This window comes from Novosphingobium barchaimii LL02, assembly GCF_001046635.1.
GTDB classification, from domain to species: Bacteria; Pseudomonadota; Alphaproteobacteria; order Sphingomonadales; family Sphingomonadaceae; genus Novosphingobium; species Novosphingobium barchaimii.
In genome coordinates this window covers 45,024-69,277 of record NZ_KQ130454.1, presented here as the reverse complement: position 1 = coordinate 69,277, position 24,254 = coordinate 45,024, and the positions used below count along the sequence as shown (strand labels likewise).

At 66.8% G+C, this 24,254-nt stretch carries 18 protein-coding genes; 9 read left to right on the top strand and 9 right to left on the bottom strand.

The window, feature by feature from the left end:
• Positions 1-15 precede the first annotated feature (15 nt).
• Complete coding sequence (locus tag V474_RS10845) at positions 16-2,289, bottom strand: NADP-dependent malic enzyme (protein WP_059151561.1); 2,274 nt, start codon at positions 2,287-2,289, stop codon at positions 16-18.
• A gap of 185 nt (positions 2,290-2,474) precedes the next feature.
• A complete protein-coding gene (locus tag V474_RS10840; RefSeq protein ID WP_059151560.1) occupies positions 2,475-3,785 on the bottom strand; it encodes an Hsp70 family protein in 1,311 nt (436 codons plus the stop codon).
• Positions 3,786-4,006: 221 nt separating this feature from the next.
• On the opposite strand from V474_RS10840, the gene V474_RS10835 reads away from it, so the two are divergent.
• On the top strand, positions 4,007-6,145 hold the full coding sequence (locus V474_RS10835; protein WP_059151559.1) for a TonB-dependent receptor: 2,139 nt from the start codon (positions 4,007-4,009) through the stop codon (positions 6,143-6,145).
• A gap of 10 nt (positions 6,146-6,155) precedes the next feature.
• Here V474_RS10835 and V474_RS10830 read toward each other — a convergent pair whose 3' ends face one another.
• From V474_RS10830 to alr, 4 genes are all read right to left on the bottom strand, one after another.
• Positions 6,156-6,557: a MerC domain-containing protein gene (locus V474_RS10830; RefSeq protein ID WP_059151558.1), complete on the bottom strand. Its 402-nt coding sequence runs from the start codon at positions 6,555-6,557 to the stop codon at positions 6,156-6,158.
• 513 nt (positions 6,558-7,070) lie between these two features.
• Positions 7,071-7,418 (bottom strand): RidA family protein, encoded by a 348-nt coding sequence (locus V474_RS10825; RefSeq protein ID WP_059151557.1) that lies wholly within the window; start codon positions 7,416-7,418, stop codon positions 7,071-7,073.
• A 42-nt stretch (positions 7,419-7,460) separates the two neighbouring features.
• Positions 7,461-8,738, bottom strand: coding sequence for a D-amino acid dehydrogenase (locus V474_RS10820; protein WP_059151556.1), 1,278 nt, complete (start codon positions 8,736-8,738; stop codon positions 7,461-7,463).
• On the bottom strand, positions 8,735-9,907 hold the full coding sequence (gene alr / locus V474_RS10815) for an alanine racemase (RefSeq protein WP_201786027.1): 1,173 nt from the start codon (positions 9,905-9,907) through the stop codon (positions 8,735-8,737). Before alr ends, V474_RS10820 begins: the two co-directional genes overlap by 4 nt.
• 86 nt (positions 9,908-9,993) lie before the next feature.
• Here alr and V474_RS10810 point away from each other — a divergent pair, with 86 nt between their 5' ends.
• The 7 genes from V474_RS10810 to V474_RS10780 all read left to right on the top strand — a co-directional run bounded on the left by V474_RS10810 (position 9,994) and on the right by V474_RS10780 (position 19,209).
• Positions 9,994-10,461, top strand: coding sequence for an Lrp/AsnC family transcriptional regulator (locus V474_RS10810; RefSeq protein ID WP_059151555.1), 468 nt, complete (start codon positions 9,994-9,996; stop codon positions 10,459-10,461).
• A 107-nt stretch (positions 10,462-10,568) separates the two neighbouring features.
• Complete coding sequence (locus V474_RS10805; RefSeq protein WP_059151554.1) at positions 10,569-13,988, top strand: response regulator; 3,420 nt, start codon at positions 10,569-10,571, stop codon at positions 13,986-13,988.
• Positions 13,989-14,001: 13 nt separating this feature from the next.
• A complete protein-coding gene (locus tag V474_RS10800; protein WP_059151553.1) occupies positions 14,002-14,829 on the top strand; it encodes a CheR family methyltransferase in 828 nt (275 codons plus the stop codon).
• Positions 14,826-15,419 carry a chemotaxis protein CheB gene (locus V474_RS10795; RefSeq protein ID WP_059151552.1) on the top strand — a complete coding sequence of 198 codons (594 nt, stop codon included), beginning with the start codon at positions 14,826-14,828 and terminating at the stop codon, positions 15,417-15,419. The genes V474_RS10800 and V474_RS10795 overlap by 4 nt, the downstream gene beginning before the upstream one ends.
• Positions 15,419-16,600, top strand: a complete 1,182-nt coding sequence (locus tag V474_RS10790; RefSeq protein WP_059151551.1) for a hybrid sensor histidine kinase/response regulator — start codon at positions 15,419-15,421, stop codon at positions 16,598-16,600. Before V474_RS10795 ends, V474_RS10790 begins: the two co-directional genes overlap by 1 nt.
• 232 nt (positions 16,601-16,832) lie before the next feature.
• Positions 16,833-18,065, top strand: a complete 1,233-nt coding sequence (locus V474_RS10785) for a CDP-glycerol glycerophosphotransferase family protein (protein ID WP_236711187.1) — start codon at positions 16,833-16,835, stop codon at positions 18,063-18,065.
• Complete coding sequence (locus tag V474_RS10780; protein WP_059151550.1) at positions 18,058-19,209, top strand: glycosyltransferase family 4 protein; 1,152 nt, start codon at positions 18,058-18,060, stop codon at positions 19,207-19,209. Before V474_RS10785 ends, V474_RS10780 begins: the two co-directional genes overlap by 8 nt.
• 16 nt (positions 19,210-19,225) lie before the next feature.
• Here the strand turns inward: V474_RS10780 and V474_RS10775 are convergent, their stop codons facing one another.
• Positions 19,226-19,756: a hypothetical protein gene (locus V474_RS10775; protein ID WP_059151549.1), complete on the bottom strand. Its 531-nt coding sequence runs from the start codon at positions 19,754-19,756 to the stop codon at positions 19,226-19,228.
• 288 nt (positions 19,757-20,044) lie between these two features.
• On the opposite strand from V474_RS10775, the gene V474_RS10770 reads away from it, so the two are divergent.
• Positions 20,045-22,396, top strand: coding sequence for a hypothetical protein (locus tag V474_RS10770; protein WP_236711185.1), 2,352 nt, complete (start codon positions 20,045-20,047; stop codon positions 22,394-22,396).
• Here V474_RS10770 and V474_RS10765 read toward each other — a convergent pair.
• Both V474_RS10765 and V474_RS10760 read right to left on the bottom strand, forming a co-directional pair.
• Positions 22,393-23,514, bottom strand: a complete 1,122-nt coding sequence (locus V474_RS10765; protein ID WP_059152094.1) for an alpha-hydroxy acid oxidase — start codon at positions 23,512-23,514, stop codon at positions 22,393-22,395. The genes V474_RS10770 and V474_RS10765 overlap by 4 nt on opposite strands.
• Entirely contained in the window at positions 23,511-24,191 is a 681-nt protein-coding gene (locus V474_RS10760) for a Fe2+-dependent dioxygenase (protein ID WP_059151547.1), read from the bottom strand. Before V474_RS10760 ends, V474_RS10765 begins: the two co-directional genes overlap by 4 nt.
• Positions 24,192-24,254 lie beyond the last annotated feature (63 nt).

The following is a 24,254-nucleotide window of genomic DNA, read 5'->3' as shown; positions in this document are numbered from 1 at the left end:
TTCGTCGTTTCAGTTTCAGTCCTCGGCGTCGTCGTCCACGCCGCTGACCGCGATGCTGGTCAGGTTGAGGATGCCGCGCGCGGTGACGCCTGGCGACAGGACATGGATCGGCTGCGCGAGGCCCAGCAGCATCGGCCCGATGGTGGGCGAGCTGGACGATGCGGAAAGCGCCGTCAGGGTGATGTTGGCAGCGTCCAGATTGGGCATGACCAGCAGGTTGGCCGCACCTTCGAAGCGGCTGTCGGGCACCAGCTTGTCGCGCAGCGCCTGGCTAAGCGCGGCATCGGCATGCATTTCGCCGTCCACCAGCAGGTCCGGCGCCGAGGCGCGGACCATGGCCGCCGCGGCCCGCATCTTGCGTGCGCTGGGGCTGTGTGAGGAGCCGAAGTTTGAGTGCGACAGCAGCGCCACGCGCGGCTCCAGCCCGAAGCGGCGCACGGCGGCAGCGGCCAGCACGCTCATCTCCGCCACCTGTTCGGCGGTGGGATCGGGAACCATGTGGGTGTCGGTGATGAACAGCGCGCCGGCATCGAGGATCAGGCCCGACAGCGCATAGACGCGGCCGTGGGGCTGGGTGCGGTCGATGATGCGCAGGACGTGTTCGACCTGGCCCCAGTACTCCGAATTGCCGCCCACCAGCGCCGCATCGACGTGACCCAGGCGCAGCAGCATGGCGGCGGTTATGGTCGGGCGGCGATAGGCGTGGCGCAGCACTTCGGCGGCGGGCACCCCCTTGCGCGCGGCGACGGCGCGGTATCCCTCGACCAGCTCGTTCATCAGTTCATGATCGGTTTCGGGGTCGACCACGTCGACGTCCTCGTCGAGTTTGAACTGGAGCCCCAGTTCCGGCAGCTTCTGTTCGAGGATACGGCGCCGGGCGACCAGGGTAGGGCGCACCATGCCTTCGTGCAGGGCATCCTGCACCGCGCGCAGCACGCGGTCGTCCTCGCCCTCGCCGTAGGCAACGCGCTTGCCGGCGCCGCGCGCGGCCTGGAAAACCGGCAGCATGACCTGCGCCGAGCGCGTGTTGAGGCTGGCCAGCGAGCGCTTGTATTCGGCCAGATCGACCGTGCGCGTCGCGACACCGCTGTCCATCGCCGCCTTGGCGACGGCGGGGGCGATCTCGGCGATCAGGCGCGGGTCGAACGGGGTGGGGATGATGTATTCGGGACCGAACACCAGACGGCGGCCGCCGTAAGCCTGGGCCACGCTGTCATCGGCGGGAATGCGGGCGAGGGCGGCGATCGCCTCGGCGGCGGCGGCCTTCATCGCCTCGTTGATCTGCGTCGCGCCCACGTCCAGCGCGCCGCGGAAGATGTAGGGGAAGCACAGGACGTTGTTGACCTGGTTGGGATAGTCCGACCGGCCGGTGGCGATGATCGCGTCGGGGCGGATTTCGCGGGCGATTTCCGGGCGGATTTCCGGCTCCGGGTTGGCCAGCGCGAAGATCAGCGGATTGGGGGCCAGCAGCGGCAGCCATTCCGGCTTCAGCACGCCGGGCGCGGACAGGCCCAGGAACACGCTGGCGCCGGGCAGAACCTCGGGCAGCGAGCGCGCGTCGGTGGCGCGGGCATAGCGGGCCATGTTGGGCAGCATGCCTTCGCGGCCGGAATGGATGACGCCGTCCTTGTCGGTCAGCGTGATGTTCTCGATCGGCAGGCCCATCGTCACCAGCAGGTCGACGCAGGCCAGCGCCGCAGCGCCCGCGCCCGAGGTGACGAGGCGCGCGTCGGCCAGCGTCTTGCCCTGCAGCACCAGCGCGTTGCGCACGGCGGCGGCCACGGTGATGGCGGTGCCGTGCTGGTCGTCATGGAACACCGGGATGTTCATGCGCTCTTTCAGCGCGGCCTCGATGGCGAAGCATTCCGGGGCCTTGATGTCTTCGAGGTTGATGCCGCCGAACGTCGGTTCGAGCAGGGCCACCGCCTCGATGAACTTTTCGGGGTCGGTGGTGTCGACCTCGATGTCGAAGACGTCGATGTCCGCGAACTTCTTGAACAGGACGGCCTTGCCTTCCATCACCGGCTTGGATGCCAGCGCGCCGATCGCGCCAAGGCCCAGCACGGCGGTGCCGTTGGTGATGACCGCGACGAGATTGCCGCGCGCGGTATAGTCCAGCGCCTTGGACGGGTCCGCGGCGATCTCCATGCAAGGCGCGGCGACGCCGGGCGAGTAGGCCAGCGCGAGGTCGCGTTGGTTTACCATGCGCTTGGTGGGCTCGATCGCCAGCTTACCCGGGCGCGGGTGGAGGTGGTAATCAAGTGCCGCGCGGCGAAGGTTCTCGTCCATTATCCAGTCCTGTCCTCAGTCGTCCGGGGGCGCATCGCCGTAGCGATTGGCCAGCGCTGTGCCCCCAAACACGGTTACGCCGCCGTTGTCGAGCCGGGAGCGCGCAAAAACGCCTGTCAGACACACAGGGGAAGCAATTCGGGGCCGTGATACTGATCCGGCCCTGATCCGAGGCGCCGTGATGGCTAAACCGCGACGGTCCACTCGGCCAGTTCGTCCGCCTGTCCGATCAGGGCGAGGCCATGCGCGATCGAGGTCAGCTCGTTGCCGCTGTCGATGCGGCCGGAGCCGAATCGCTGCTCGAACAAGGCGCGCACGGCGGGGATCAGCGAGGAGCCGCCGGTCAGGAACACCCGGTCGATCTGATCCGCGCGCAGGCCCGCGCTGGCTAGGGCGGTGTCGAGCGTTTCGGCGATCTGCGCAAGGTCCGGCGCGATCCAGCTTTCGAATTCGGCGCGGCTGACTTCGGCCTCGATGGTCAGGTCGTCGCTCTCAAACCGGAACGCCGCGTGGCTCTGGCTCGACAAGGTGCGCTTGAGGCGGCCGACCGCTTCGTAGAGCGGATAGCCCAGTTCGTTCTCCACCACCGCGATCATGCGCCCGATGGTGGCGGGATCGGTGGCGCTGTGCTGTAGCCGCGCCAGTTCCGCCAGCGTGCGCCGGTTGCGCATCAGAGCAAGGCGCGACCAGTCGCCGAAATCGGTGAAGTGGCCGTCGGGGATTTCCAGCACCTTGTCGAACGAGCGGTAGGTGCTGCCCTTGCCGAGCATAGGCAGGACGAGGCGGTCCATGATGCGAAAGTCGAAGCGGTCGCCGGCGATGCCGATACCCGCCGACCCTAGCGGCACGCAGCGCCGCGCCGCGCCGGGGGCATCGACCCGCACGATCGAGAAATCGCTGGTGCCGCCGCCGAAATCGGCCACCAGCAATGTCGCCGCTTCTTCCAGCTTCGAGGCGTGACCATAGGCGGCGCCGAGCGGTTCGTAGACGTAATGAACCTCGCGCCCCAGCATCCCGAACATCGCATCGTAACGCGTGCGCGCCAGAGCCTCGTCCGGGCGCGAACCGACGTAGCGGACCGGACGGCCGACAACCACGCGCTCCGGCAGGGTCTTCAGCGCGGCGCCGCCGTGCGCGATCAGGTGCTCCAGAAACACGCGGCCCAGTTCCTCGAAGCGCAGACGCTTTTCGAAAATGGTCGCCTGATCGAACAGCGGGTTCGCCGCCACCGACTTGAACGACTGGAGAAAGCGGCTGCCCTGCGGGAAGTCGAGGAATTCCGAGATCGCCCAAGGCCCGGCCTCATGGGCGATGCCCGACATCAGGCCGCCGCGAACGTCCGGATCCTGCCAGAAACAGAGCGCCGTGCGGAACACCGAGGCGGAGCCGCCGGGGGCGCGAAATTCGACGAGGCTGGCCTCACCATCCGCTGTCGCCAGCGCGGCTACCGAATTGGTGGTGCCGAAATCGATACCAATGGCCTGCACGGCGGACATGGCGTGAATTTCCTTCTGAGCGCAAGCGGCCGGAGCCTATGACAGCGGATGGCAAATCGCGCAACCGTAACGGCTGTCCTCGCAGGTGCAGCATGAATTTGGCAACAATACGGAAATGATGTTGTAACGTATCATTGCAGGGTGTAAGCGCGACGAAAGCGCGAGTCCTCCCCCGTTCGCGCCTACTCAGATATGTTATTCCATTACGTTCGAGGTTCCCCATGAGGTTTCGATTGCTTTCCGGCTGCGCGCTTGCCGCTGTCCTGCTCCCTGCCGCTGCTTACGCTGAAACGAGTGACACAGGTGCGGATGCGGCGGCAACTTCCAAGAAGGACGATCCCTACCACGCCGGGCAGGGCAGCGAGATCGTCGTCACCGGGGTCCTGCCCACCAATCGGCAGGACATGCTTTCCAGCGTGGCGGTTGTGCAGGGCAGCGAACTGACGCAGTCGCTTCGCCCCTCCATCGGGGAGACCCTGCAGCACCAGCCCGGCGTTTCGGCCACCTCGTTCGGCCCCAGCGCCTCGCGCCCGGTGCTGCGCGGCCTGCAGGGTGAGCGCGTACGCATCCTGACCGACGGCATCGGTTCGATCGATGTGTCGAACACGTCGGTGGACCACGCCGTCGTCGTCAACCCGCTGCTGGCAGAGCGGATCGAGGTGCTGCGCGGGCCGCAGTCGCTGCTCTACGGTTCGTCCGCCATCGGCGGTGTCGTCAACGTGATCGACAAGCGCATCCCCACCAAGGTGCCCACCGAGGCGGTCCACGTCGGCGCGCTGGCAAGCTATGGTTCGGCCGCGGACGAACGCTCCTTCTCGGGTGCGGTGGATGTGCCCCTGTCCTCGCAGTGGGTCGCCCATGTGGACGGCAGCTACCTCAAGAGCGATGACGTGCGCATCGGCGGCCATGCGCTGACACCGGCGCTGCGGGGCGAGGCGCTGGCGTCCAGCCTTCAGCCCGCCGACCCCGCCGACGCGGAGCCGATCGACTTCGCCGCCAATGCAGGCATCAAGGGCAAGCTGCCCAACACCGCCGCCAAGACCTGGACCGCGGGGGCCGGCATCGCCTACATCGGCGACAGCGGCAACTTCGGCGTCTCCTACGGCCATTACGATAGCCTCTACGGCGTGCCGGTGCGCTATGCGACGCAGGCGGGCGAGGAGCAGGAAGCACCGCGCCTCAAGCTCAAGCAGGACCGCGTCGATGCGCGCGCCGAGATCGACGTGAACTCGGGCTTCCTCGACAAGGTCTCGATGCGGCTCGGCTATGCCGATTATTCGCACTTCGAACTGGAGGAAGACGGCTCGGTCGGCACCGCGTTCTACAACAAGGGCATGGAAGGCCGCCTGGAATTCACCCAGGCCAAGCAGGGCGCCTGGCGCGGCGTGACCGGCGGCCAGCTGTTCACGCGCGACTTCAACGTGGTGGGCGACGAGGCTTTCCTGCCGAAGAATTCGACCAGCCAGGTCGGCCTTTTCACCCTTCAGCAGCTTGATTACGGCGCGCTCAAGTTAGAAGCCGGCGCGCGGTACGAGCATACCAACCTCAGCGCCAACCCGCTTGCCGACCAGTCGCAGTTCTTCGACGGCAGCCGCACTTTCGATGCGGTCTCGGGCTCGCTGGGCGCATCCTATGCACTGTCGGATGACTGGCGCGTCGGCCTCAACCTGTCGCGCACCGAACGCGCGCCTTCCGCCGAGGAGCTTTTCGCCAATGGGCCCCATGCCGGAACCGAGGCGTTCGAAATCGGCAATCCCGACTTCAAGCTCGAAAAGTCCTGGGGCGTCGAGGCGATCCTGCGCGGCAAGGGCACGAACTATACCTTCGAGGCATCGGCCTATCACACCTGGTTCTCGAACTTCATCTACGAAGGCCAGACGGGCGCGCTGGAGGATGGCCTGCCGGTCTACCAGTCGTACCAGGCCGATGCGCGCTATTACGGGTTCGAGGCGCAGGGCACGCTGACCCTGGCCCGCTTCGGGGATTCGAAGATCGTCGCCGATGCGCTGGGCGACTACGTCCACGCCAACATCGTCAGCGTCGGCCCGGCGCCGCGCATCCCGCCGCTGCGCGTGCTGGGCGGCCTCAGCTTCCAGGCGCCCAAGTTCGACCTGCGCGGCGAAGTGGAGCATGTGACCAACCAGAAGCGGATATCCGATTTCGAGACCCCGACCGACGGTTACACCATGGTCAACGCCGAGGTGAACGTGCGTCCCTGGGGCACTGAGCGGCCGATCAGCTTCGCGCTTTCGGCGAATAACATCTTCGACGTGGTGGCCCGCCGCGCGGCCTCGTTCCTCAAGGACTACGCCCCGCTGTCCGGCCGCGATATCCGCCTGACCGCCAAGCTGGACTTCTAGAGGAGCCGGTTCAACCGCCGCAGCGCACCGCGCTGCGGCGCTGCCAGTTGGCGATATGGGCTGCGGCAAGCAGCAGGCTGCCGGCGACTGTCAGCCCCGTCTCCAGGGCATGCGTCTCGGCGAAGACCAGTCCGAAGCCCATCAGCAGCAATCCTACAATCCCGACCACCAGCGGACCGAAAGCCCGGTGACGGCGCCAGCCCCCGACCAGCGCCAGCGCGCTTGTCGGCAAGGCGATCAGCAGGACGACCGCGTGGAAGCCTTCGCCCGCGTCGATCCGGTCCGCCACGGCGGGCAGCGCCGCCAGCACCAGCGGCAGTGCAAGGCAGTGCACCATGCACGCGAACGAGGCGCAGACCGCGAACCCGTCCAGAATGCCTTCCACGCGGGCGCCGGGTGTCTGAACGGTCATATCGGTCTTTCGATTGGGAACTTGAAAGATTGATATGTGATAACGTATCATAATTTCAAGATGGTTGAGACGAGGAATTTCGCCGCGCGCCATTGCCCGCCGGCGAGCGCGGGGTAACGCCAGGGAAATTCAGCGGACGGGCTGCGGCCGGCGCTGGGTTTGGTCGCCAGCATCAGGCGACTAGTGCTGGGCCCTGCCTTTTGTCTGCGAACGGCTGGTAAGGGGCGTGACCTCGTGGGACTTCCAGCTCGACCCTGCGGTGCATGGGGGTGAGGGGGCGGGTTCGCACTCTTGCCCTCTTCCCTGAGGGCACACCCTCAAGTTCATCCACGCATCCCTGATTTGCGGCTTGTCCGGTCCGCACCGGACGCCGGCCGCGCCGGGAGCATGGAGTGTCAGCTACACACCCCCGACCCGTCACGCCGCAGCATATAACCTATATGGTTATTAATGTCAAGATCGGTGCCGACGGCACGGCGCGCGGGCCCGAGGAGGCGCCGCGCAAGTTCCGCGTCAGGCCCTGGCGGCGGTGACGATGATCTCGACCTTGTAGCCGGGCGCGGCCAGCCTGCCTTCGCTGGTGGCGCGGGCCGGGGCGGGGTGGCCGGCGATCCAGGCATCCCACACGGCGTTCATTTCCTCGAAGTCGGCAATATCGGCCAGCCAGATCGTGGCCATCAGCAGGTGGTCCTTGCTGCTGCCGGTCTTCTCCAGCAGGGCCTCGATTTCGGCGAGGGTGGTCTTCGTCTGCTCGGTAACGCTGGCGCCTTCTTCGCCCACCTGACCGGCGAGGTAGATGGTGTCGCCGTGGATCACGGCCTCGCTCATGCGGGCGCCCTGGTCGATACGGGTGATGGTCATTGTCGGTCCTTTTGCGTGGTCGCCGTGTCCGGCTGGGTGCGTTTAAGCGGCATTACGGTAGCGGCTGATCGCAAGGTCCGCCGTCTCGATCGCGGGGGTGCGCCCGGCGATGATATCGGCGATGACGTGGGCCGATCCGCAGGCCATCGTCCAGCCCAGCGTGCCGTGGCCGGTATTGAGAAACAGGTTGGGCACCCTGGTCGCCCCGATCACCGGTGTGCTGTCCGGCGTCATCGGGCGCAGTCCGCACCAGAACGATGCGGCCGACATGTCGCCGGCGCCGGGGAACAGCGAGCCGGCCGAATGCTCCAGAGTTGCCCGGCGGGCTGGCGGCAAGTCCTTGGTAAAGCCGGAAATCTCGGCCATGCCGCCAACACGGATACGGTCCCCCAACCGGGTGATCGCCACCTTGTAGCTTTCGTCCAGCAGGGTGGAGACAGGCGCGCGCGCCTCGTCCACGATGGGCACGGTGATCGAATAGCCCTTCACCGGGTAGACCGGCAGGCGAATGCCCAGCGGCGCCACCAGTTGCGGAGAATAGCTGCCCATCGCCACCAGATAGGCGTCGGCGACAAGGTTTCCGGCGCCAGTTTCGGGATGGGCGATCTCTACGTGGGCAATCCGCCCGCCGTCGACGGCAAGCCGGGTGACCGCAGTGTCGTTCAGGAACCGCACGCCCTGCGCCGCCGCCATTCGCGCAAGGGCATTGGTGAACTTGAAGCAGTCTCCGGTTTCGTCGTGCGGCAGGCGCAGACCGCCCGCCAGCGGCACCTCGCTATGGGCAAGGCCGGGTTCGGCGGCCACGCATCCGGCGGGGTCGAGAACCTCGAACGGCACGCCGTCTGCCTTCAGCACGGCGATATCCTTGCCCACTCCGTCAAGCTGCTTCTGCTCGCGGAATAACTGGAGCGTGCCCTGGCTGCGCTCGTCGTAGCTGATGCCGGTGCCCGTGCGCAGCTCGATCAGACGGTCGCGGCTGAATTCGGCGAGGCGGACCATGCGGCTCTTGTTGATCGCATAGTCGCGGGCATTGCAGTTGCCCAGCATCGCCGTCAGCCAGCGCAGCATCGCCATGTCCGCGTGGGGGCGCAGGATCAGCGGTGCGTGGCGCATCATCAGCCAGCGCACGGCCTTCATGGGAATGCCCGGCGCCGCCCAGGGGGAGGCATATCCGGGCGAAATCTCGCCCGCATTGGCAAAGCTGGTTTCCAGCGCCGGGCCGCTCTGGCGGTCGACGACGACGACCTCGTGCCCCGCCTGCGCCAGATACCACGCCGAGGTCACCCCGATGACGCCGCTGCCGAGAATCGCGATCTTCATGCTGCGCTGCTCCGGTCGGGCACGCGGGCTTGGGCGGGCAGATGGACCCGTTCGTACCGGCGGCTGAGCTGGGTGAGGATTTCGTAGGAGATCGTGCCCGCATCCGCTGCCACAGCGTCAAGGGTCTGGTGCGGCCCAATCAGTTCCACCGGCGCACCGGGATAAAGGTGCTCAAGCGGAACCTCGGTCACGTCCAGGGTGATACTGTCCATCGACACCCGGCCGACCACCGGCACGCGGATGCCGGCGATGAAGGCGCTGCCCCGGTTGCCCAGGCAGCGGGGCCAGCCATCGGCATAGCCCACCGGGATCGTGGCGATGCGGCTTTCGCGGGTGACGTGATGGGTCAGGCCGTAACCCACGCCGGTGCCGGCGGGGACCGTGCGCAACTGGGCAATGCGCGCGTCGAGGGCGATGACGGCCTGCATCGGGTTCGCCCCGTCCGAGGGCGCACCGCCGTACAGGGCGATTCCGGCGCGCACGATGTCGAAATGGCCGCGGGCCAGGAACGCGCCGCCGCTGTTGTCCAGCGCGCGCGGCACATGCGGGAACCGCGCGGTGATCGCCTCGAAGCGGCTTGCCTGCGCGGCGTTGGCGGCGTCGGCAGGCTCGTCCGCGCAGGCCAGGTGGCTCATGATGAGGCGCAGGTCGATGTGTTCGAGGAGGCCGGGGGCGGCCAGCAGCGCGTCGATCTCATCCGCCGGCATACCCATGCGCGACATGCCGGTGTCGACCTGCAGCACACCGGGCAGCACGCGCCCCCGCGCTGCGGCCAGCGCGGCCCAGCGTTCCACCTGGTCGAGAGAATTGAGCACCGGGATCGCGCCGATCGCCAGGCACTGGGCCTCGGCGCCCGGCATCAGGCCGTTGAGGACATAAAGCGGAATGTCGCCGGGCAGGTCTGGCATCAGCGCCTCGGCTTCGCCCAGCAGCGCCACGAAAAGGTGGCGGCAGCCTGCGTCGATCAGGGTGCGGGCGACGTTGGCGGCGCCCAGGCCATAGCCGTCCGCCTTGACCACGCCGGCCACCCGCGCCGGTGCGACCTGCCGGCAGAGCAGGCGATAATTCGCGGCCAGAGCCTCAAAATCGATGGTCAGGACTGCACCGGCCGTCACGAAAGCCCCCGCGTTGTTTTCCCGGCGCTGGCCGGATGGATGATCATATCGCATGCTCCACCGAATTTTCTGCCAGACAGCAGCATGATCCGCTACATTGTGCGGTATCCTGCAACTTCATGCGAAGTGTGTGCAATACCATGTCATGGACTCCCGACAACATCGATCGCGCCATCCTGCGCCTGCTGCGCGTCGACGGGCGGCGTCCGAATTCCGAGATCGCGCAGGACGTGGGCCTGTCGCCTTCGGCCTGTCTGCGCCGGATCAAGATCCTTGAGGATCGCGGCGTGATTCGCGGCTACACGGTGATCACGGGCCCGCATGAAGACGATGACCGCGGCGTCGACATCCTGGTCCAGGTCACGCTCGACCGGCAGACCGACGATTATCTTTCGCGCTTCGAACATGCGGTGCGCCAATGCCCGGAAGTTCGTGAATGCTTCCTGATGACCGGCGATGTGGATTACTGGCTGCGCCTGCGTACGGAAAGCGTGGCCGCCTACGAGGCAATCCACGGCGAAGTCCTCTCACGCCTGCCGGGGGTGACGCGGATCAGTTCCAGCTTCGCGATGCGAGATGCGCTGCGGCCCCGCCGTCAGCGACGGTGAGGCGGGGTCAGGGTGCCGATCCGGCGCGGGCATGGTCGGAATACCTTGATCTTGCCTCGGAATCACCGCAAGCGAGACCCTTCCGGCGATCCCATTCTGGCAGGTAAATGCAAGTTACGTCTCATCGCGTTGGCTCTCCTTCGAAACGCGGCCTCGATCCCCGCTCCGCATTCGGCCTTATTGTGGCGGTGCTGTTCTTCCTCGTCAGCGGGACGGTCGCCTATTTCAACGTCCGCGTGCTGCGCGACGATGCGCAGAAGATCGCCCATTCGCACGAGGTGATCGTGGCTGTGAATGCGCTGGTGTCCTCCTTGCAGGACGCCGAGACCGGCCAGCGCGGCTATCTGTTAACCGGCAAGGACAGCTATCTTGCGCCCTACAATCGTGCGGTGGCCGACGTCGACCAGCGCTTCGAGACCATCGCGACCCTGACGCGCGACAATTCGCAGCAGCAGGCCCGGCTTGAGCCCCTGCGCCGCCATATCGACGGCAAGCTGGCGGAGCTGAAGGAAACCGTCGAGGTGCGCAAGAATGTCGGCATCGGCGCCGCGCTTGCCATCGTCGAGACCGATCGCGGCAAGATCGAGATGGACGAAGTACGCGCGCAGCTCGACACCATGCATCAGGAAGAAGCGCGGCTGCGACTCGACCGGCAGGCAGAGATGGCGCAGGCCTATCGCTCGGCATGGGTCAGCGGCGTGCTGTCCTGCGCATTGGGAATCGTCCTGACGCTGGCGATCGGCCTGCTGATTCGCCGCGCGGCAGTCGCGGCCGATCGCCAGCAGTGGCTTCAGGCCGGGCAGGTCGATCTCGGCGCCGTCATGCTGGGAGACCAGAACAGCGAGCAGCTGGGCGAGAGCGTGCTGGCCTTTCTGGTCCGTTTCACAGGCGCGCAGGCCGGGGCGATGTTCGCCGCTGAGGGCGGGCATTACCGGCGCGTCGCCTCCTACGGCGTACCGGCCGATGCGCAGCTGGTGGAGCGTTTTTCCTTGCGTCAGGGCCTGCTGGGCCAAGTCGCGGCGGACGGCGAGCCGGTCCTGCTGGCCGACATTCCCGATGGCTACCTGACCATCGGCTCCACCTTCGGCAGCGACAAGCCGCGCCATCTGCTGATCGCGCCGGTCTTTGCGGACAAGACGGTGCAGGGTGTGATCGAGCTGGGCTTCCTGCAACCGGTCGATAACCAGATTCTGGCGTTCTTGTCCGAGATTTCTGGCGCGGTGGGCGTGGGCCTGCGTTCGGCCCGCTACCGCGCGCAATTGCAGCACCATACCGAGGAATTGCAGGTCCAGAGCGAGGAACTGCGCGTATCCAACGAGGAGCTGGAAGAGCAGGGCCGTGCGCTCAAGGAATCGGCCGCGAACCTCGAACAGCAGCAGGTCGAGCTCGAGCAGACCAACTCGCAGCTTGAGGAACAGGCGCAGCTTCTGGAATCCCAGCGCGACGATCTGGCCCGGTCCAACTCCGCCGTCGAACTCAAGGCGCGCGAGCTGGAACAGGCGAGCCGCTACAAGTCCGACTTCCTTGCGAACATGAGCCATGAGCTGCGCACGCCGCTCAATTCGCTTTTGATCCTTTCCAAGCTGCTGGGCGACAATCGGGGCGAAAACCTGACCGGCGAGCAGGTCCAGTATGCCCGCACGATCGAGTCCGCCGGCAACGATCTGCTGGCGCTCATCAACGACATTCTCGACTTGTCGAAGATCGAGGCGGGCCACCTCCAGATCAGGCCGGAATCGGTGCTGGTCGAGCGTCTGGCAGGCGATCTGCGGCAAGTGTTCCAGCCCATCGCCATGAACCGCAAGCTGGCCTTCGAGATCGCCGTCGCGCCCGGCTCGGCGAGCATGATCGAGACCGATCGCCAGCGTATCGAGCAGATTCTCAAGAACCTGCTTTCCAACGCATTCAAGTTCACCGAGGCAGGCAGCGTCCGTCTGGAAGTGGAGCCGGACGGCGATGAGCGCCTCCTGATTTCCGTCGTGGATACCGGCATCGGCATTCCCGAGGAACAGCAGAAGGCGATCTTCGAAGCGTTCCGCCAGGCCGATGGCACCGTCAGTCGCAAATACGGCGGCACCGGCCTTGGCCTTTCAATCTCGCGCGAACTGGCGCGTCTGCTTGGCGGCTCGATATCGCTTGCCAGCGTGGCCGGAAAAGGCAGTCGCTTCACCCTTTCGCTGCCGGTCGCCTATGACCCCGGCGAGGTGGCGGCGCGCGTGGAGCCTGTAGCCGCAAGTCTGCGCGCACCGATGGCGGCCACCGCCCCGCCGGTCGCCAAGGCGCGCCCCGCGCCCTTGCAGCGGCAGGTGGAAGACGACCGCGATGCGCTCACCTCCACCCAGCGCGTGCTGCTGGTAGTGGAGGATGACGCCTCCTTCGCGGGCATCGTGCGCGACATATCGCGGGAGATGGGCTTCCAGTGCCTCGTCACCGGCACCGCCGAGGAAGCGTTGCACCTTGCCCGCACCTTCAAGCCGCATGCCGTGGTGCTGGACGTGGGCCTGCCCGACCAGTCGGGTCTTGCTTTGCTTGACCGCCTCAAGCGCGACGTCGAGACGCGGCACATCCCGGTCCACGTCGTCTCGGGCAGCGATCACACCCAGACCGCGCTGTCGCTCGGCGCGATCGGCTACCTCATCAAGCCGGTGAAGCGCGAGGAATTGGCCAGTGTGCTGGATGCGCTGACCGCCAAGCTGGCGTCCGACGCGCGGCGCGTGCTGATCGTTGAGGACGATGACGTCCAGCGCGATGCGGTGGGCAGGCTGCTCGCCACGGGCGAGGTGGAGACGGTTGGCGTGGCCACGGCCGCCGAGTGTCTCGAAGCGCTCAGGACGCAGACGTTCGATTGTATGGTGCTGGACCTCAACCTGCCGGATGCCAGTGGCTTCTCGCTGCTGGAGACGCTTTCGAAGGAGAACGCCTACTCGTTCCCGCCGGTGATCGTCTACACCGGCCACGACCTTACCGCCGAGGACGAGCAGCGCCTGCGCCGTTATTCGGATTCGATCATCATCAAGGGCGCGCGTTCCCCCGAGCGCCTGCTCGACGAGGTCTCGCTGTTCCTGCACCAGGTCGTCACCGAACTGCCGCCCGAGCAGCAGACCATGATCCGTGCCGCGCGCAACCGCGATGCCATCCTGGAAGGTCGCCGCATCCTTGTGGTGGAGGACGACGTGCGCAACGTCTTCTCGCTTACCAACATCCTCGAACCGCAGGGCGCGGTGGTGGAAATCGCGCGCAACGGGCAGGAAGCGCTCGACGCGCTCGAAGCTGCATCAGGCGATGAGGCGCGGCGTATAGATCTTGTGCTGATGGACGTGATGATGCCGGTCATGGACGGGCTGACCGCTACCCGTGCGATCCGGCAGGACCCGCGCTGGACCAAGCTACCGGTCATCGCACTGACCGCCAAGGCCATGCCGGACGACCAGGAACGCTGCATCGAATCCGGTGCGAACGACTACATGGCAAAGCCTCTGGACGTGGACAAGCTGCTCTCGCTGGTCCGCGTCTGGATGCCGCGTTAAGGGTGCGGGCACCATGGAAGACGAAAAGATCGAGGACATCGAGATCCGCCTCCTGCTGGAGGCGCTCTACCGGCGTTATCACTACGACTTCCGCAATTACGCGCAGGCTTCGATCAAGCGCCGGCTGCGGCAGGCGCGCGATCGGCAGGGGGTGGCGACGTACTCCGCGCTTCAGGACAAGCTGCTGCACGATCCCGCCGCCGCCGCAGGGGTGCTGCGTTTCCTGACCGTGCAGGTCAGCGATTTCTTCCGCGACCCGTCGTACTTCAAGGCGATCCGCGAGACGGTGGTGCCGCACCTCAAGACCTACCCCTCGCTGAAAGTCTGGATCGCGGGGTGCAGCGCGGGCGAGGAACTCCATTCCTTCGCGATCCTGTTCCGTGAGGAAGGGCTGGAGGACCGCACGCTGTTTTATGCAACCGACATCAACCAGGACGCGCTGGAGGCTGCATCGCGCGGCATCTACCCGTTGGACCGGATGAAGGCCTTCACCGAAAACTACCGGCTTGCGGGCGGCAAGGCATCGCTTTCGGACTATTACAGCACGGGCTACGGCGGCGCGGTGTTCGACAAGTCCCTGCGCGACCGAGTGGTCTTTTCCGACCACAGCCTGGTCACCGATGCGGTGTTTTCCGAGATGCAGCTGATCTCGTGCCGCAACGTGATGATCTATTTCGATCGCGATCTTCAGGACCGGGCGGTCGGCCTGTTTCGCGATTCGCTGGGGCGGGGCGGTTTCCTCGGCCTGGGCTCGAAGGAAACCTTGCGCTTTTCCGAACATGTCGGCGCCTTCTCGGAATTCGTGCGTGAGGAAAAGATCTACCAGAGGCGCCAGGCTTGAGCGAACAGAGCCAAAGCGCGGGCGGGGCGCCCAATGCAGTCGTGATCGGCGCCTCGGCCGGGGCGATCCAGGCCCTGCTTCACATCCTGCCCGCGCTGCCGGAAGACTATACGCTGCCAGTGCTGATCGTCGTCCACGTCCCTGCGGGCCGGCGCAGTGAACTGACGGCGCTGTTCGCGGCCAAGTGCCGTCTGCCGGTGGCCGAGGGTGAGGACAAGGAGCCCATCCTGCCCGGCACCGTGACATTCGCGCCGCCCGATTACCATATGCTGGTGGAGCCGGGCGGGACGATCTCGCTCTCACGCGATGAGCAGGTGTTCTTCTCGCGTCCCTCCATCGACGTGCTGTTCGAAAGCGCCGCGGACGCCTATGGTCCGGCTCTTGTCGGCGTGGTGCTGACGGGAGCCAACGAGGACGGGGCGCAGGGTCTCGCCGCCGTGGCGCAGGCGGGAGGGGTGACGCTCGTGCAGGATCCGGCGAGTGCTTATGCGCGCGCGATGCCCGAGGCGGCGCTGAAAGCGTGCCGTGCGGCGCGCAGGATGTCGCTCGACGGGATCGTTGCGGCGCTGCTGGCGGCGGGCAGGCGGTGATGGCGACCAACGCACCCGTTCCCGTGCTGCTGGTGGACGACCTCTCCGCCAACCTGCTTGCGCTCGAAGGCCTGCTGCAGCGCGACGACCTTGTCCTGCTTAAGGCGCAGTCCGGCGAGGAAGCGCTGGAACTGCTGCTGCAGAACGACGTCGCACTGGCCCTGCTGGACGTGCAGATGCCGGGCATGGACGGCTTCGAACTGGCCGAAATCATGCGCGGCTCCGAACGCACGCGGCACGTCCCGATCATCTTCGTGACGGCAGGCAGTTCCGACAGCCAGCGCCAGTTTCGCGGGTACGAGGCAGGGGCGGTGGATTTCATCGCCAAGCCGATCGAACCGCATGTGCTGCGCAGCAAGGCGAACGTATTCATCGACCTTTATTGCCAGCGCCGTCAGATCGCGGCCCAGCGTGACGAACTGGCGGTTTCGGCGGCGGCGCTGCGCGAGGCGGACCGCGCCAAGGACCAGTTCCTTGCGGTTTTGGCCCACGAACTGCGCAATCCCGTTGCCGCGCTGATGAGCGGGCTGGACCTGCTGAACCGTCAGCGCGCGCCCGACCAGGCGGAGATGATCCGCGGCCAGATGGAGCGGATGCTGTTCCACCTCGCCCGTCTGGTCGAGGATCTGCTCGACGTGTCGCGGATCAGCGAAGGCAAGGTTTCGCTCAAGACCGGGCGGATCTCGCTGGAGGATGTCCTGCTCTCGGCCGTCGAGGGCAGCCGGCACAACATCGACGCTGCCGGCCATAGCCTGACGGTGGAAATGCCCGAGACGCCGGTATGGCTGGAGGCCGACTATACCCGGCTGGCGCAGATCGTCGCCAACCTGCTGAACAATGCGGCCAAATATACGCCCGCAGGCGGGGAGATCGGCCTGTCCGCGTCGGCGGACGAGGCCGGGGTGGAAATCCGCGTCTCGGACAACGGCGTGGGCATCCCGGCAGACATGCAGGCGCGTATTTTCGAAATATTCACCCAGGTGGAAAACCACCGTGCCCATGCCCAGGGCGGCCTTGGTATCGGCCTCGCGCTGGTGCGGCGGCTGGTCTCGCTGCACGGGGGCAGCATCTCGGTTACCAGCGGGGGGCAGGGCAAGGGCAGCACGTTCACGGTGCGCCTGCCGGTCATGCAGGGGCAGGTCGACGAAATCGGGGCGGCGCCCCTGGTGCCCAAGGGATAGCATCACGGGCGATGCGAAGGTCGTGCTTCATCTGATCGGGCACTGATGGACGCGGTTGCCCTTTGTTGGCGCAGCATCTGCAACTTCGCCGCGCCGATCCCGCTTGCCCGGCATGCAGGGCAGGCTGCCGCGCGATTGTTGCATCGGCCCGGGGAGGTTGAGATACGCTGAAATTCGCAGGCAACGGGACGGGAATAGCCGCAATGCACCAAGGCTAGGAACGGAGAAGGCCATGCTCCACCGACCGATCGAGCTTCGCGCCGGTCCGGCAGCGCCGCAGAAAGTCTGCTTCTTTTTCAACGCGCAGTTGCACCACGTTTTCCATGCCATGCCGCTGGCGGTCGAGATGTCGCACGATCCGCGGTTCGCGGTCGATATCGTCGCGATGACCGAGGATCATGTTGCGCTGGCAAAGGATATCGCCGCCCGCCACGGCGCCGGAAACCTCGACATCCTGCGCGTGGGCAGCCCGTTGCTGTCGGCGATCAGCAGTCTCACCGGCGGCGCGACGCCGCCCAAGTTGCCCGCATTGGCGGCAGCGCGGTCGCTGCTGTCGGGTTACGACGCGATCGTCGTGCCCGAGCGCACCTCACTGCTGCTGCGCTTTGCGGGCCTGCACCGCACGGCGTTTATTCATACCTGCCACGGCGCCGGAGACCGGGCGGTCGGCTATGACCGCCGCATTCGGCAGTTCGATTTCGTGCTGCTGGCCGGCGAAAAGCAGCGGCGCCGCATGCTGGAAAAGCGCCTGATCCGCGAGGGCCATTACGCCGTCGTCGGCTACGGCAAGTTCGATCTGACCGAACGCGGCCTGCCGGGCCGGCTGTTTCCCGAAGACCGGCCGATCGTGCTCTACAACCCGCATTTCTCGAAGCGGCTCTCGTCGTGGCCGGAGATGGGGCTCGACCTGATCCGTCAGTTCGCTGGGGATGACCGCTTCAACCTGATCGTCGCGCCGCACATCCGCCTTTACGACAATCGCCGCCGCCGTGCCCGGATGGAGCGGCAACTTGCCGAATTCAGCAATCTGCCGAACATCCATATCGATCTGGGTAGCCCGGCAAGCGTGGACATGCGCTATACCCGCGCGGCTTCGGTCTACCTTGGTGACGTCAGCAGCCAGGTCTACGAATTCGTGGTGCGCCCGCGCCCCTGCCTGTTCCTCGATGCCCACGACGCGCAGTGGGAGGGCAACCCCAACTATCGCCACTGGCAATATGGCCCGGTCCACCGCAGCAGCGAGGGGATCGTTGGCAAGGTGGCGACCGCCATGGTCGATCACGACGTCTACGCCCCCACCCAGCGGCAGGGCGTGGCCGATACGTTCGACCGTGAGGCGGGGCGTTCGTCGGCGCGTGCGGCCACCGCGGTGGGAGATTTCCTGGCCCGCCGTCAGGCGACGCGCGGCAGCGGACGCCTGCCGCAAGCGGGGCGCTCGGGAAGCACTGTTCTCGTCCATGAGTGAGGGCCGGTCCCGCATCTGGGTTGTCGCGCGGGTTCACGGGCCGGATGAGGGCGGCGTGCAGACTTACGTGGCGCAAGTGGCACAGGGCTACGCGCGCGCGGGCCGGGAGGTCACCGTCTTCGCCAAATCCTCGGCAGGGCCGCGCCGCGTGGTCGACGGATCTATCACTCTCATCGACGTCGGCCCTGCTTCGCAGCTGGGCGTCTATGCACGGCTGGTTATTGCGATGGCGCGGGCGTGGGCGGGGGGAGAGCGGCCGGATGCTGTCCATGCCTGCACCTGGCGGGCGGCTATCCCGGCGCTGCCGTTTCCCCGGCCGTTGATCGTGACCGTGCATGGACGCGAGGTTGGACGGCCCGCAGGCGTTGCCTTTCGCCTGATGAGCGCCGTGCTTTCACACACGGCGCGGATTGTCGCGGTCAGCGATGCGACGCGGGTCCTGACGCTGTCACGCCTGCCGGCGCTGGCCGATCGCTGCGTGGCGGCATGGAACGGCGTGGTGGTTCCCCCTCAGCGCGCCGAAACCGGCAATGCCGTGCCGCGCATCATCACCGTATGCCGGCTGGTGGCGCGCAAGAACGTCGCCGCCGCCGTGCGTGCGGTGTCGAACTGCCGCGCCGGGGGCATCGCCATAGACTATGCCGTGATCGGCCGGGGAGAGGACGAGCCGGCCGTGCGCGAAGCCGTTGCCGACGGCGCGGTCCTAGCCGAACCCGGGGGCATCGCCATGACCGGCTATGTCGGCGACGAGGAACTGGCGCAGCGCTACCGCACCGCCGACATCTTCCTCCACCCGCAGATCGCACTGGAAGGCGGCGCCGAGATGGAAGGTTTTGGCCTGAGCGTGGCGGATGCAATGGTGCAGGGCATTCCCTGTATCGTCGGGCGTGATGGCGGGCCGGCTGAACTGGTCCGCGACGGTGTGGACGGACTGGTCGTCGATGGCCGTGTTCCGTCGGAAATCCGCGCGGCAGTGGCGCTTCTTGCCCGCGATCCGGTCTATCGCCGCAAACTCGGCGAGAATGCCCGGGCCTTTGCCGTTCAGAACTTCTGCTGGGACCGGCACTGCCGTCTGGCGCTTGAAGGCGTTATTCCCGAGGCGCAGGGCAATGCTCCTCCTGTTCAGGAAGCGGTCACGGCCTGAGCCTTGGGCGGGGCGATCAGAGCCGGGTCCCGACCGGCCCGCTCATCATCAGCACCATCATGATCCTGGTCGAGCGTATCGCGCTGTCGAGTGCGCGGGCCGTTCCCGCCGGGCAATCGATGCAATCGTCCTGCGGCACCGAGCCGTCGAGCAGTCCGATCAGCATCGCCTCGTCCCGAGTCAGGTTCCGGCCGGTCCCGGTGGCGAAAGGGCGGCTTAGCGCACTTTCGCACAGGGCCATGAGGCTGTCGAAGGCAGGGGTCATCATCTCCCAGTGACGCGGCGAAAGCAGGGCATAAAGCCGCGCCTGTGCCGGCAGTCCATGATCGCGCGCAGCGCGCCAGCGGCGGGCGACGGACGTCACGAGAGCGGAAGGTGAAACCTGCCTGCGGGTTGCGGTGGCGGCAGGGGTGATGGCGGAGTGCATCATCATGATGTCCTGCCTGGCGCCGCGCCAGGGGCGGCAATCGATGATCGGGACTGTCGCTGCGCCATGGCGCCTGATCTCCTTTGTCCACGTCCCCTGTTCCTTGATCTTCTTAGACAATATTTGCGAATGATTCTCAATATGGAGAATTGTAACAATTCCTGCCAGTTCGTTTCAGGGGCGGGCATCAGGGGCGGCGCGCGCCGGCATTTCAGGGAACATCCGGGCCTGCCGCCGGATTACCATGGGCATGTACGCAGCTGGTGGATGCGGCTAAGGGGGCTGCGGGGGCGCAGTGTCAGGACCAACGACGGGAATTTTCGCTCCTTGCCGAACGATTTGACGAACCACCCGGCCTTTCGGCCCCTGCTGCCATCGTTGTTGGCCGCTGCAACGTGCGCGATCCCTGTGACTGCCGCCGCCGATCCGGCGCCGTTCGAACTGACCGGGCCGGACTTGCGGATCGAGGTCACGCGCGGGGAAAAGACCCTGCCGATCGCCAAGGTCCCCAGCCTTGCCGCGGGAGACAAAGTGGTCGTCGAGGGCGCATTCTCCGAAGATCAGGGCGCCAATTTCGTGCTGGTTTCCGCCTTCCTGCGCGGCGCCACCAATCCGCCGCCCAAGGACTGGATCGACATTGCCCGTACCTGGAAGTCCAAGGAAAAGGACAAGGCGCTCACCCTGACCGTGCCCAAGGGCGCGCGCCAGCTGGTACTCCTGCTGGTGCCGGAAACCGGCGGCGCGGAAGGCGCGCTGGTCGATGCGGTGCGCGGCAAGCCCGGTGAATTCGTGCGCGCCAGTCAGGACCTCAACCAGGCCAGCCTGGACCATTCGCGTCTGATCGCCTTCATGGCCGCGATCCGTGCCCAGGACGATAACGGGCCGGAATACCTGCGCACCGTCGCGCCGACGCTGGCCAGCAGCTTGTCGGTCAAGCTGCAGGCCGATTGTCTGTCCAAGGTGATCGAACAGCAGGCTTCATGTCTGGTGCAGAACCGCGAATCGCTGGTGCTGAGTGACGTTCATTCCAGTTCGATCGCCGATACGCTTACCGGCACGCCGACCGACCTTGCCCTGCAGCTAAGCGCTACGCGCGAAGGGGGGGCGGGGTATTACAGCGCGTACATCGGGGTCGCGCGCGATATCGCGCGCATCTTCGGCGCGTTCAGCAACCCATCCTTCAACTATCTGCCGACGCTGAGCGTGCGTAACGACGATACGATGTCGCTGCTGCTCAATGCCGCGCCATCGTTTCAGAAGCCCAAGTCGGTCATGGTCACCGCGCTGCCCGCGATCGAGGCGGACATTCCTCCGCAGCTGCGCAGCACCGCCAAGGGTCCGGTCTGCGCCGCGCAGGCCGGCGCCGTGCTGCCGGTGGAAGGCGCGCCGCTGGTGTTTTCCACTCAGTTCGCCCACGCCATGCAGGTTCGCCTTACTTCGGCAGCGGGGCAGGTGCTGGAAGTTGCGGCGATGCCGCGCGCGGAAAAGGGCGGTTATAGGCTTGCCGCCGAAAGCCTGCCCGCGGCCTTTACCGGCACCGTGCGGGCGCACCTCCACGGCCTATGGGGTTTCGCGGGGTTCGAGGGGCCGGACTTCGTGCTCCAGCGGCCCGATGGCAGCGCCTGGAAAGTGGCGGGGCAGGGGCAGGACGCCGCCGACGGCATGATCGTCGGCCGTGACAACGACGTGCAGCTTGAAGGCAGCGCTCCGTCCTGCGTCGAGGAAGTTACGCTGCGGCAGGGGAACGGTGCGGCCACCCCGCTCAAGTGGCGGACCGTGCAGGACAATCGCATTGCCGTGACGGTGCCGCTGGAAGGTGCGCGTCCGGGCGATATGCGTATCGAGGTGCGGTATCAGGGCGCGAAGGACCCGGTGGCCGTCACTCTCAGGGCCCGCGCCGAGGCAAGCCGGCTGGATGCGCTGGAACTTCATGCGGGGGACACCCATGCCAGCCTGAGCGGGCAGCGGCTCGATCAGGTGCGCACGCTGATGGTGGGCGATGTCGAGTTTCGTCCCGATGGGCTGACCCGCGAAGGCGCGGTCGACCGGCTGAGGCTGACCGCACAGGGCACCGGCCATGCACCCGAACAGGGCGACGCGGCCAAGGCCATCGTCAAGCTGGAGGATGGGCGCAGCCTGCCCATGCAGGTCCGCGTCGGCCCGCCGCGCCCGCAAGTCTCGCTGCTGAACCGCACCGTCAATCCGGCAGCCGTCGCCAAGGGCGCGCGCACGCTGGATCTCGGCGCGGCCGGAGATCTGCTGCCGGATACCGGAGAACTGGTGTTCTCGGTAAAGGCCGGGGCCGGCATGAAGCTGGGGCCGCTAGACACGGTGGAGATCGCGGCGGCCGAGGGCGAAAGCGTCGTGCGGCTGAGTGCGGGCAAGGGCCTCACGCTGGAAAGCCCCGAAGTGCTGGTGGCGCGCCTCAAGGGCGCGGATATTCCCGCAGGAACCTTCGGCCCCTTGCGCTTCCGGCTGCTGCGCGGCGGCGATACGGCGGGCGACTGGCAGCCATTGGCGACGCTGGTGCGCCTGCCGGGCATCGAGGATGTAGTATGCGAAGGTGAGGAATGCACGATCACCGCGCGTTCCCTGTTCCTTGTAGATGCTGTGGGCGCGGATGCCGGGTTCGCCAAAGCCGCGACCGTGCCGCCGGGCTATACCGGCTCCGCGCTGAAGGTGCCCAGGCCCGCGGATGGGGCGCTCTATGTGCGACTCAGGGATGCGCCGGGCACGGCGGTGAAGCTGCCGGTCGGCTAGGCGCCCAGGGCCACCAGGCGCTCGGGGCCGAGCAGGTCAACGCGGGGACAGCCCAATTGCGCCATCGCCGCCTCCAGCTCGGTTCGAAGCAGGTGGATCACATGGGCTAGGCCGGGCATTCCCGCCACCGCCAGCGCGTGCATCTGCGGGCGGCCCACCAGTACGGCGCGGGCGCCCAGCGCCAGCGCCTTGACCACGTCGGTGCCCTGCCGAACGCCGCCGTCGAGCAGCAGCGGCACCTGGTCCCGCACCGTTTCGGCCACTGCCGGAAGCAGGTCCAGCGCGCTGGGCAGGCCGTCCAGCACGCGGCCGCCGTGGTTTGAAACGATCAGGCCGTCCGCGCCTTCGTCCACGGTTCGGCGGGCGTCGTCACCCAGCACCAGACCTTTGACGAGGATCGGCAAGGTCGTGGCTGAGCGCAGCCAGGCAAGATCGGCCCACTTGGGCGCGGCGTCGGTCAGCGGGGTGCCCAGAAGGATACGGCCACCGGGGACCGAGGTCTGACGCGGGCGCGGCATTCCGGCAAGGTTCACGGCGTCTACCCCCGGCGGCAGGGCGATGCCGGCAGGTTTCAGCCCGGCATCGATCGTCAGCACGATCGCTTCGTAACCGGCGTCTTCGGCACGGCGCAGCAGCTGCAGGCTGTGTTCGCGCTCCGGCTGGAGGTAGAGCTGGAACCACAGCGGAGCGGGCGGCCTGCCAAGTTCCTGCGAAAGCGATCGGCTGGCGGCGGCGATGTCCTCCAGCGATACGCTGGCGAGGGTGCTGACCACCATCCCGGTATCCAGCGCGGCTGCGGCGCGCACGGCGGCCAGTTCGCCCTCCGGGTGGGCAAGGCACATGTAGGCCAGCGGCGCGAGCAGGATCGGCGAGGCGTGGGAGCGGCCGAAAAGGTCGATGCGGGTGTCGCCGTCCAGCTCGGCCATGGCGCGGGGCAGCAGGCCGATGCGGTCGAAGGCGGCGCGGTTTTCGCGCAAGGTGACCTCGCGGCCGGCGCCTTCCCGGATGTGGTGCCAGGCTTGGGTTGTCATGTGCTGCGGGGCGCGGGCTTCGTAGTCGGCCAGGCTGCGCAGGCTGGCGGGGATCGCGGTCAGCGGCGGCAGCGGGCCTTCGCTCACGTGGCGGACCACTGGCGCAGCAGGTTGTGATAGACCTGGGTGAGAGTGTCGACCGAGGCATGTTCGGGATGGTCGGTAGCGACAGACTGGATCGCGCCGTCCAGTTCGAACATCAGCCGCCGCTTCTCGGGCGAGGCGACGAAGCTCTGCGTCCAGAAGAACGAGACGAGGCGCGTGCCCCGCGTTACCGGCATGACCCTGTGCAGGCTGGAGCCGGGATAGACGATCAGGTGCCCGGCGGGCAGCTTGGCGGTGTGGGTGCCGAACATGTCCTCGATGACAAGTTCGCCGCCTTCGTAATCCTCGGGGTCGCTGAGAAACAGGGTGCTCGACACGTCGGAACGCAAGTGGTCGCCGGTGCCGGGAATGGGGAAGATCGCGTTGTCGACATGGTTGCCGTAATGGCCGCGCCCGTCATAGCGCGAGAAGCGCGGCTGCAGCACGCGCGCGGGCAGGGCGGCGGCGATGAACAGCGGGGTCTGGGCAAGCCGGGCAAGGACACGGTCCGCCAGTTGCCGGGCCAGCGGATGGTCGAGCGCGAGCTGCTCGTTCTCCTTGACGCGGGCGGCGCGGTGACCGGCGGTGGCGCGTCCGTCGGACCAGTCCGCGTTTTCGAGGGCATTGCGGATTTCGCGCGCTTCGGATGCGTCGAAAAGCTCGGGAATTTCGATGACCATGCGGTCTCTCTTGCCTAATATTCGGGGTGTGACAATGACCGTGATCAAGGGACGGAAGCCCGG

Coding starts and splice junctions, on each gene's coding strand:
- V474_RS10800 (WP_059151553.1), top strand. CDS start 14,002: ATGGAAGACGAAAAGATCGAGGACATCGAGATCCGCCTCCTGCTGGAG.
- V474_RS10825 (WP_059151557.1), bottom strand. CDS start 7,418: ATGACCATCACCCGTATCGACCAGGGCGCCCGCATGAGCGAGGCCGTG.
- V474_RS10790 (WP_059151551.1), top strand. CDS start 15,419: ATGGCGACCAACGCACCCGTTCCCGTGCTGCTGGTGGACGACCTCTCC.
- V474_RS10820 (WP_059151556.1), bottom strand. CDS start 8,738: ATGAAGATCGCGATTCTCGGCAGCGGCGTCATCGGGGTGACCTCGGCG.
- V474_RS10810 (WP_059151555.1), top strand. CDS start 9,994: ATGTCATGGACTCCCGACAACATCGATCGCGCCATCCTGCGCCTGCTG.
- V474_RS10845 (WP_059151561.1), bottom strand. CDS start 2,289: ATGGACGAGAACCTTCGCCGCGCGGCACTTGATTACCACCTCCACCCG.
- V474_RS10840 (WP_059151560.1), bottom strand. CDS start 3,785: ATGTCCGCCGTGCAGGCCATTGGTATCGATTTCGGCACCACCAATTCG.
- V474_RS10780 (WP_059151550.1), top strand. CDS start 18,058: ATGAGTGAGGGCCGGTCCCGCATCTGGGTTGTCGCGCGGGTTCACGGG.
- V474_RS10830 (WP_059151558.1), bottom strand. CDS start 6,557: ATGACCGTTCAGACACCCGGCGCCCGCGTGGAAGGCATTCTGGACGGG.
- V474_RS10760 (WP_059151547.1), bottom strand. CDS start 24,191: ATGGTCATCGAAATTCCCGAGCTTTTCGACGCATCCGAAGCGCGCGAA.
- V474_RS10835 (WP_059151559.1), top strand. CDS start 4,007: ATGAGGTTTCGATTGCTTTCCGGCTGCGCGCTTGCCGCTGTCCTGCTC.
- alr (WP_201786027.1), bottom strand. CDS start 9,907: ATGCGATATGATCATCCATCCGGCCAGCGCCGGGAAAACAACGCGGGG.
- V474_RS10785 (WP_236711187.1), top strand. CDS start 16,833: ATGCTCCACCGACCGATCGAGCTTCGCGCCGGTCCGGCAGCGCCGCAG.
- V474_RS10805 (WP_059151554.1), top strand. CDS start 10,569: ATGCAAGTTACGTCTCATCGCGTTGGCTCTCCTTCGAAACGCGGCCTC.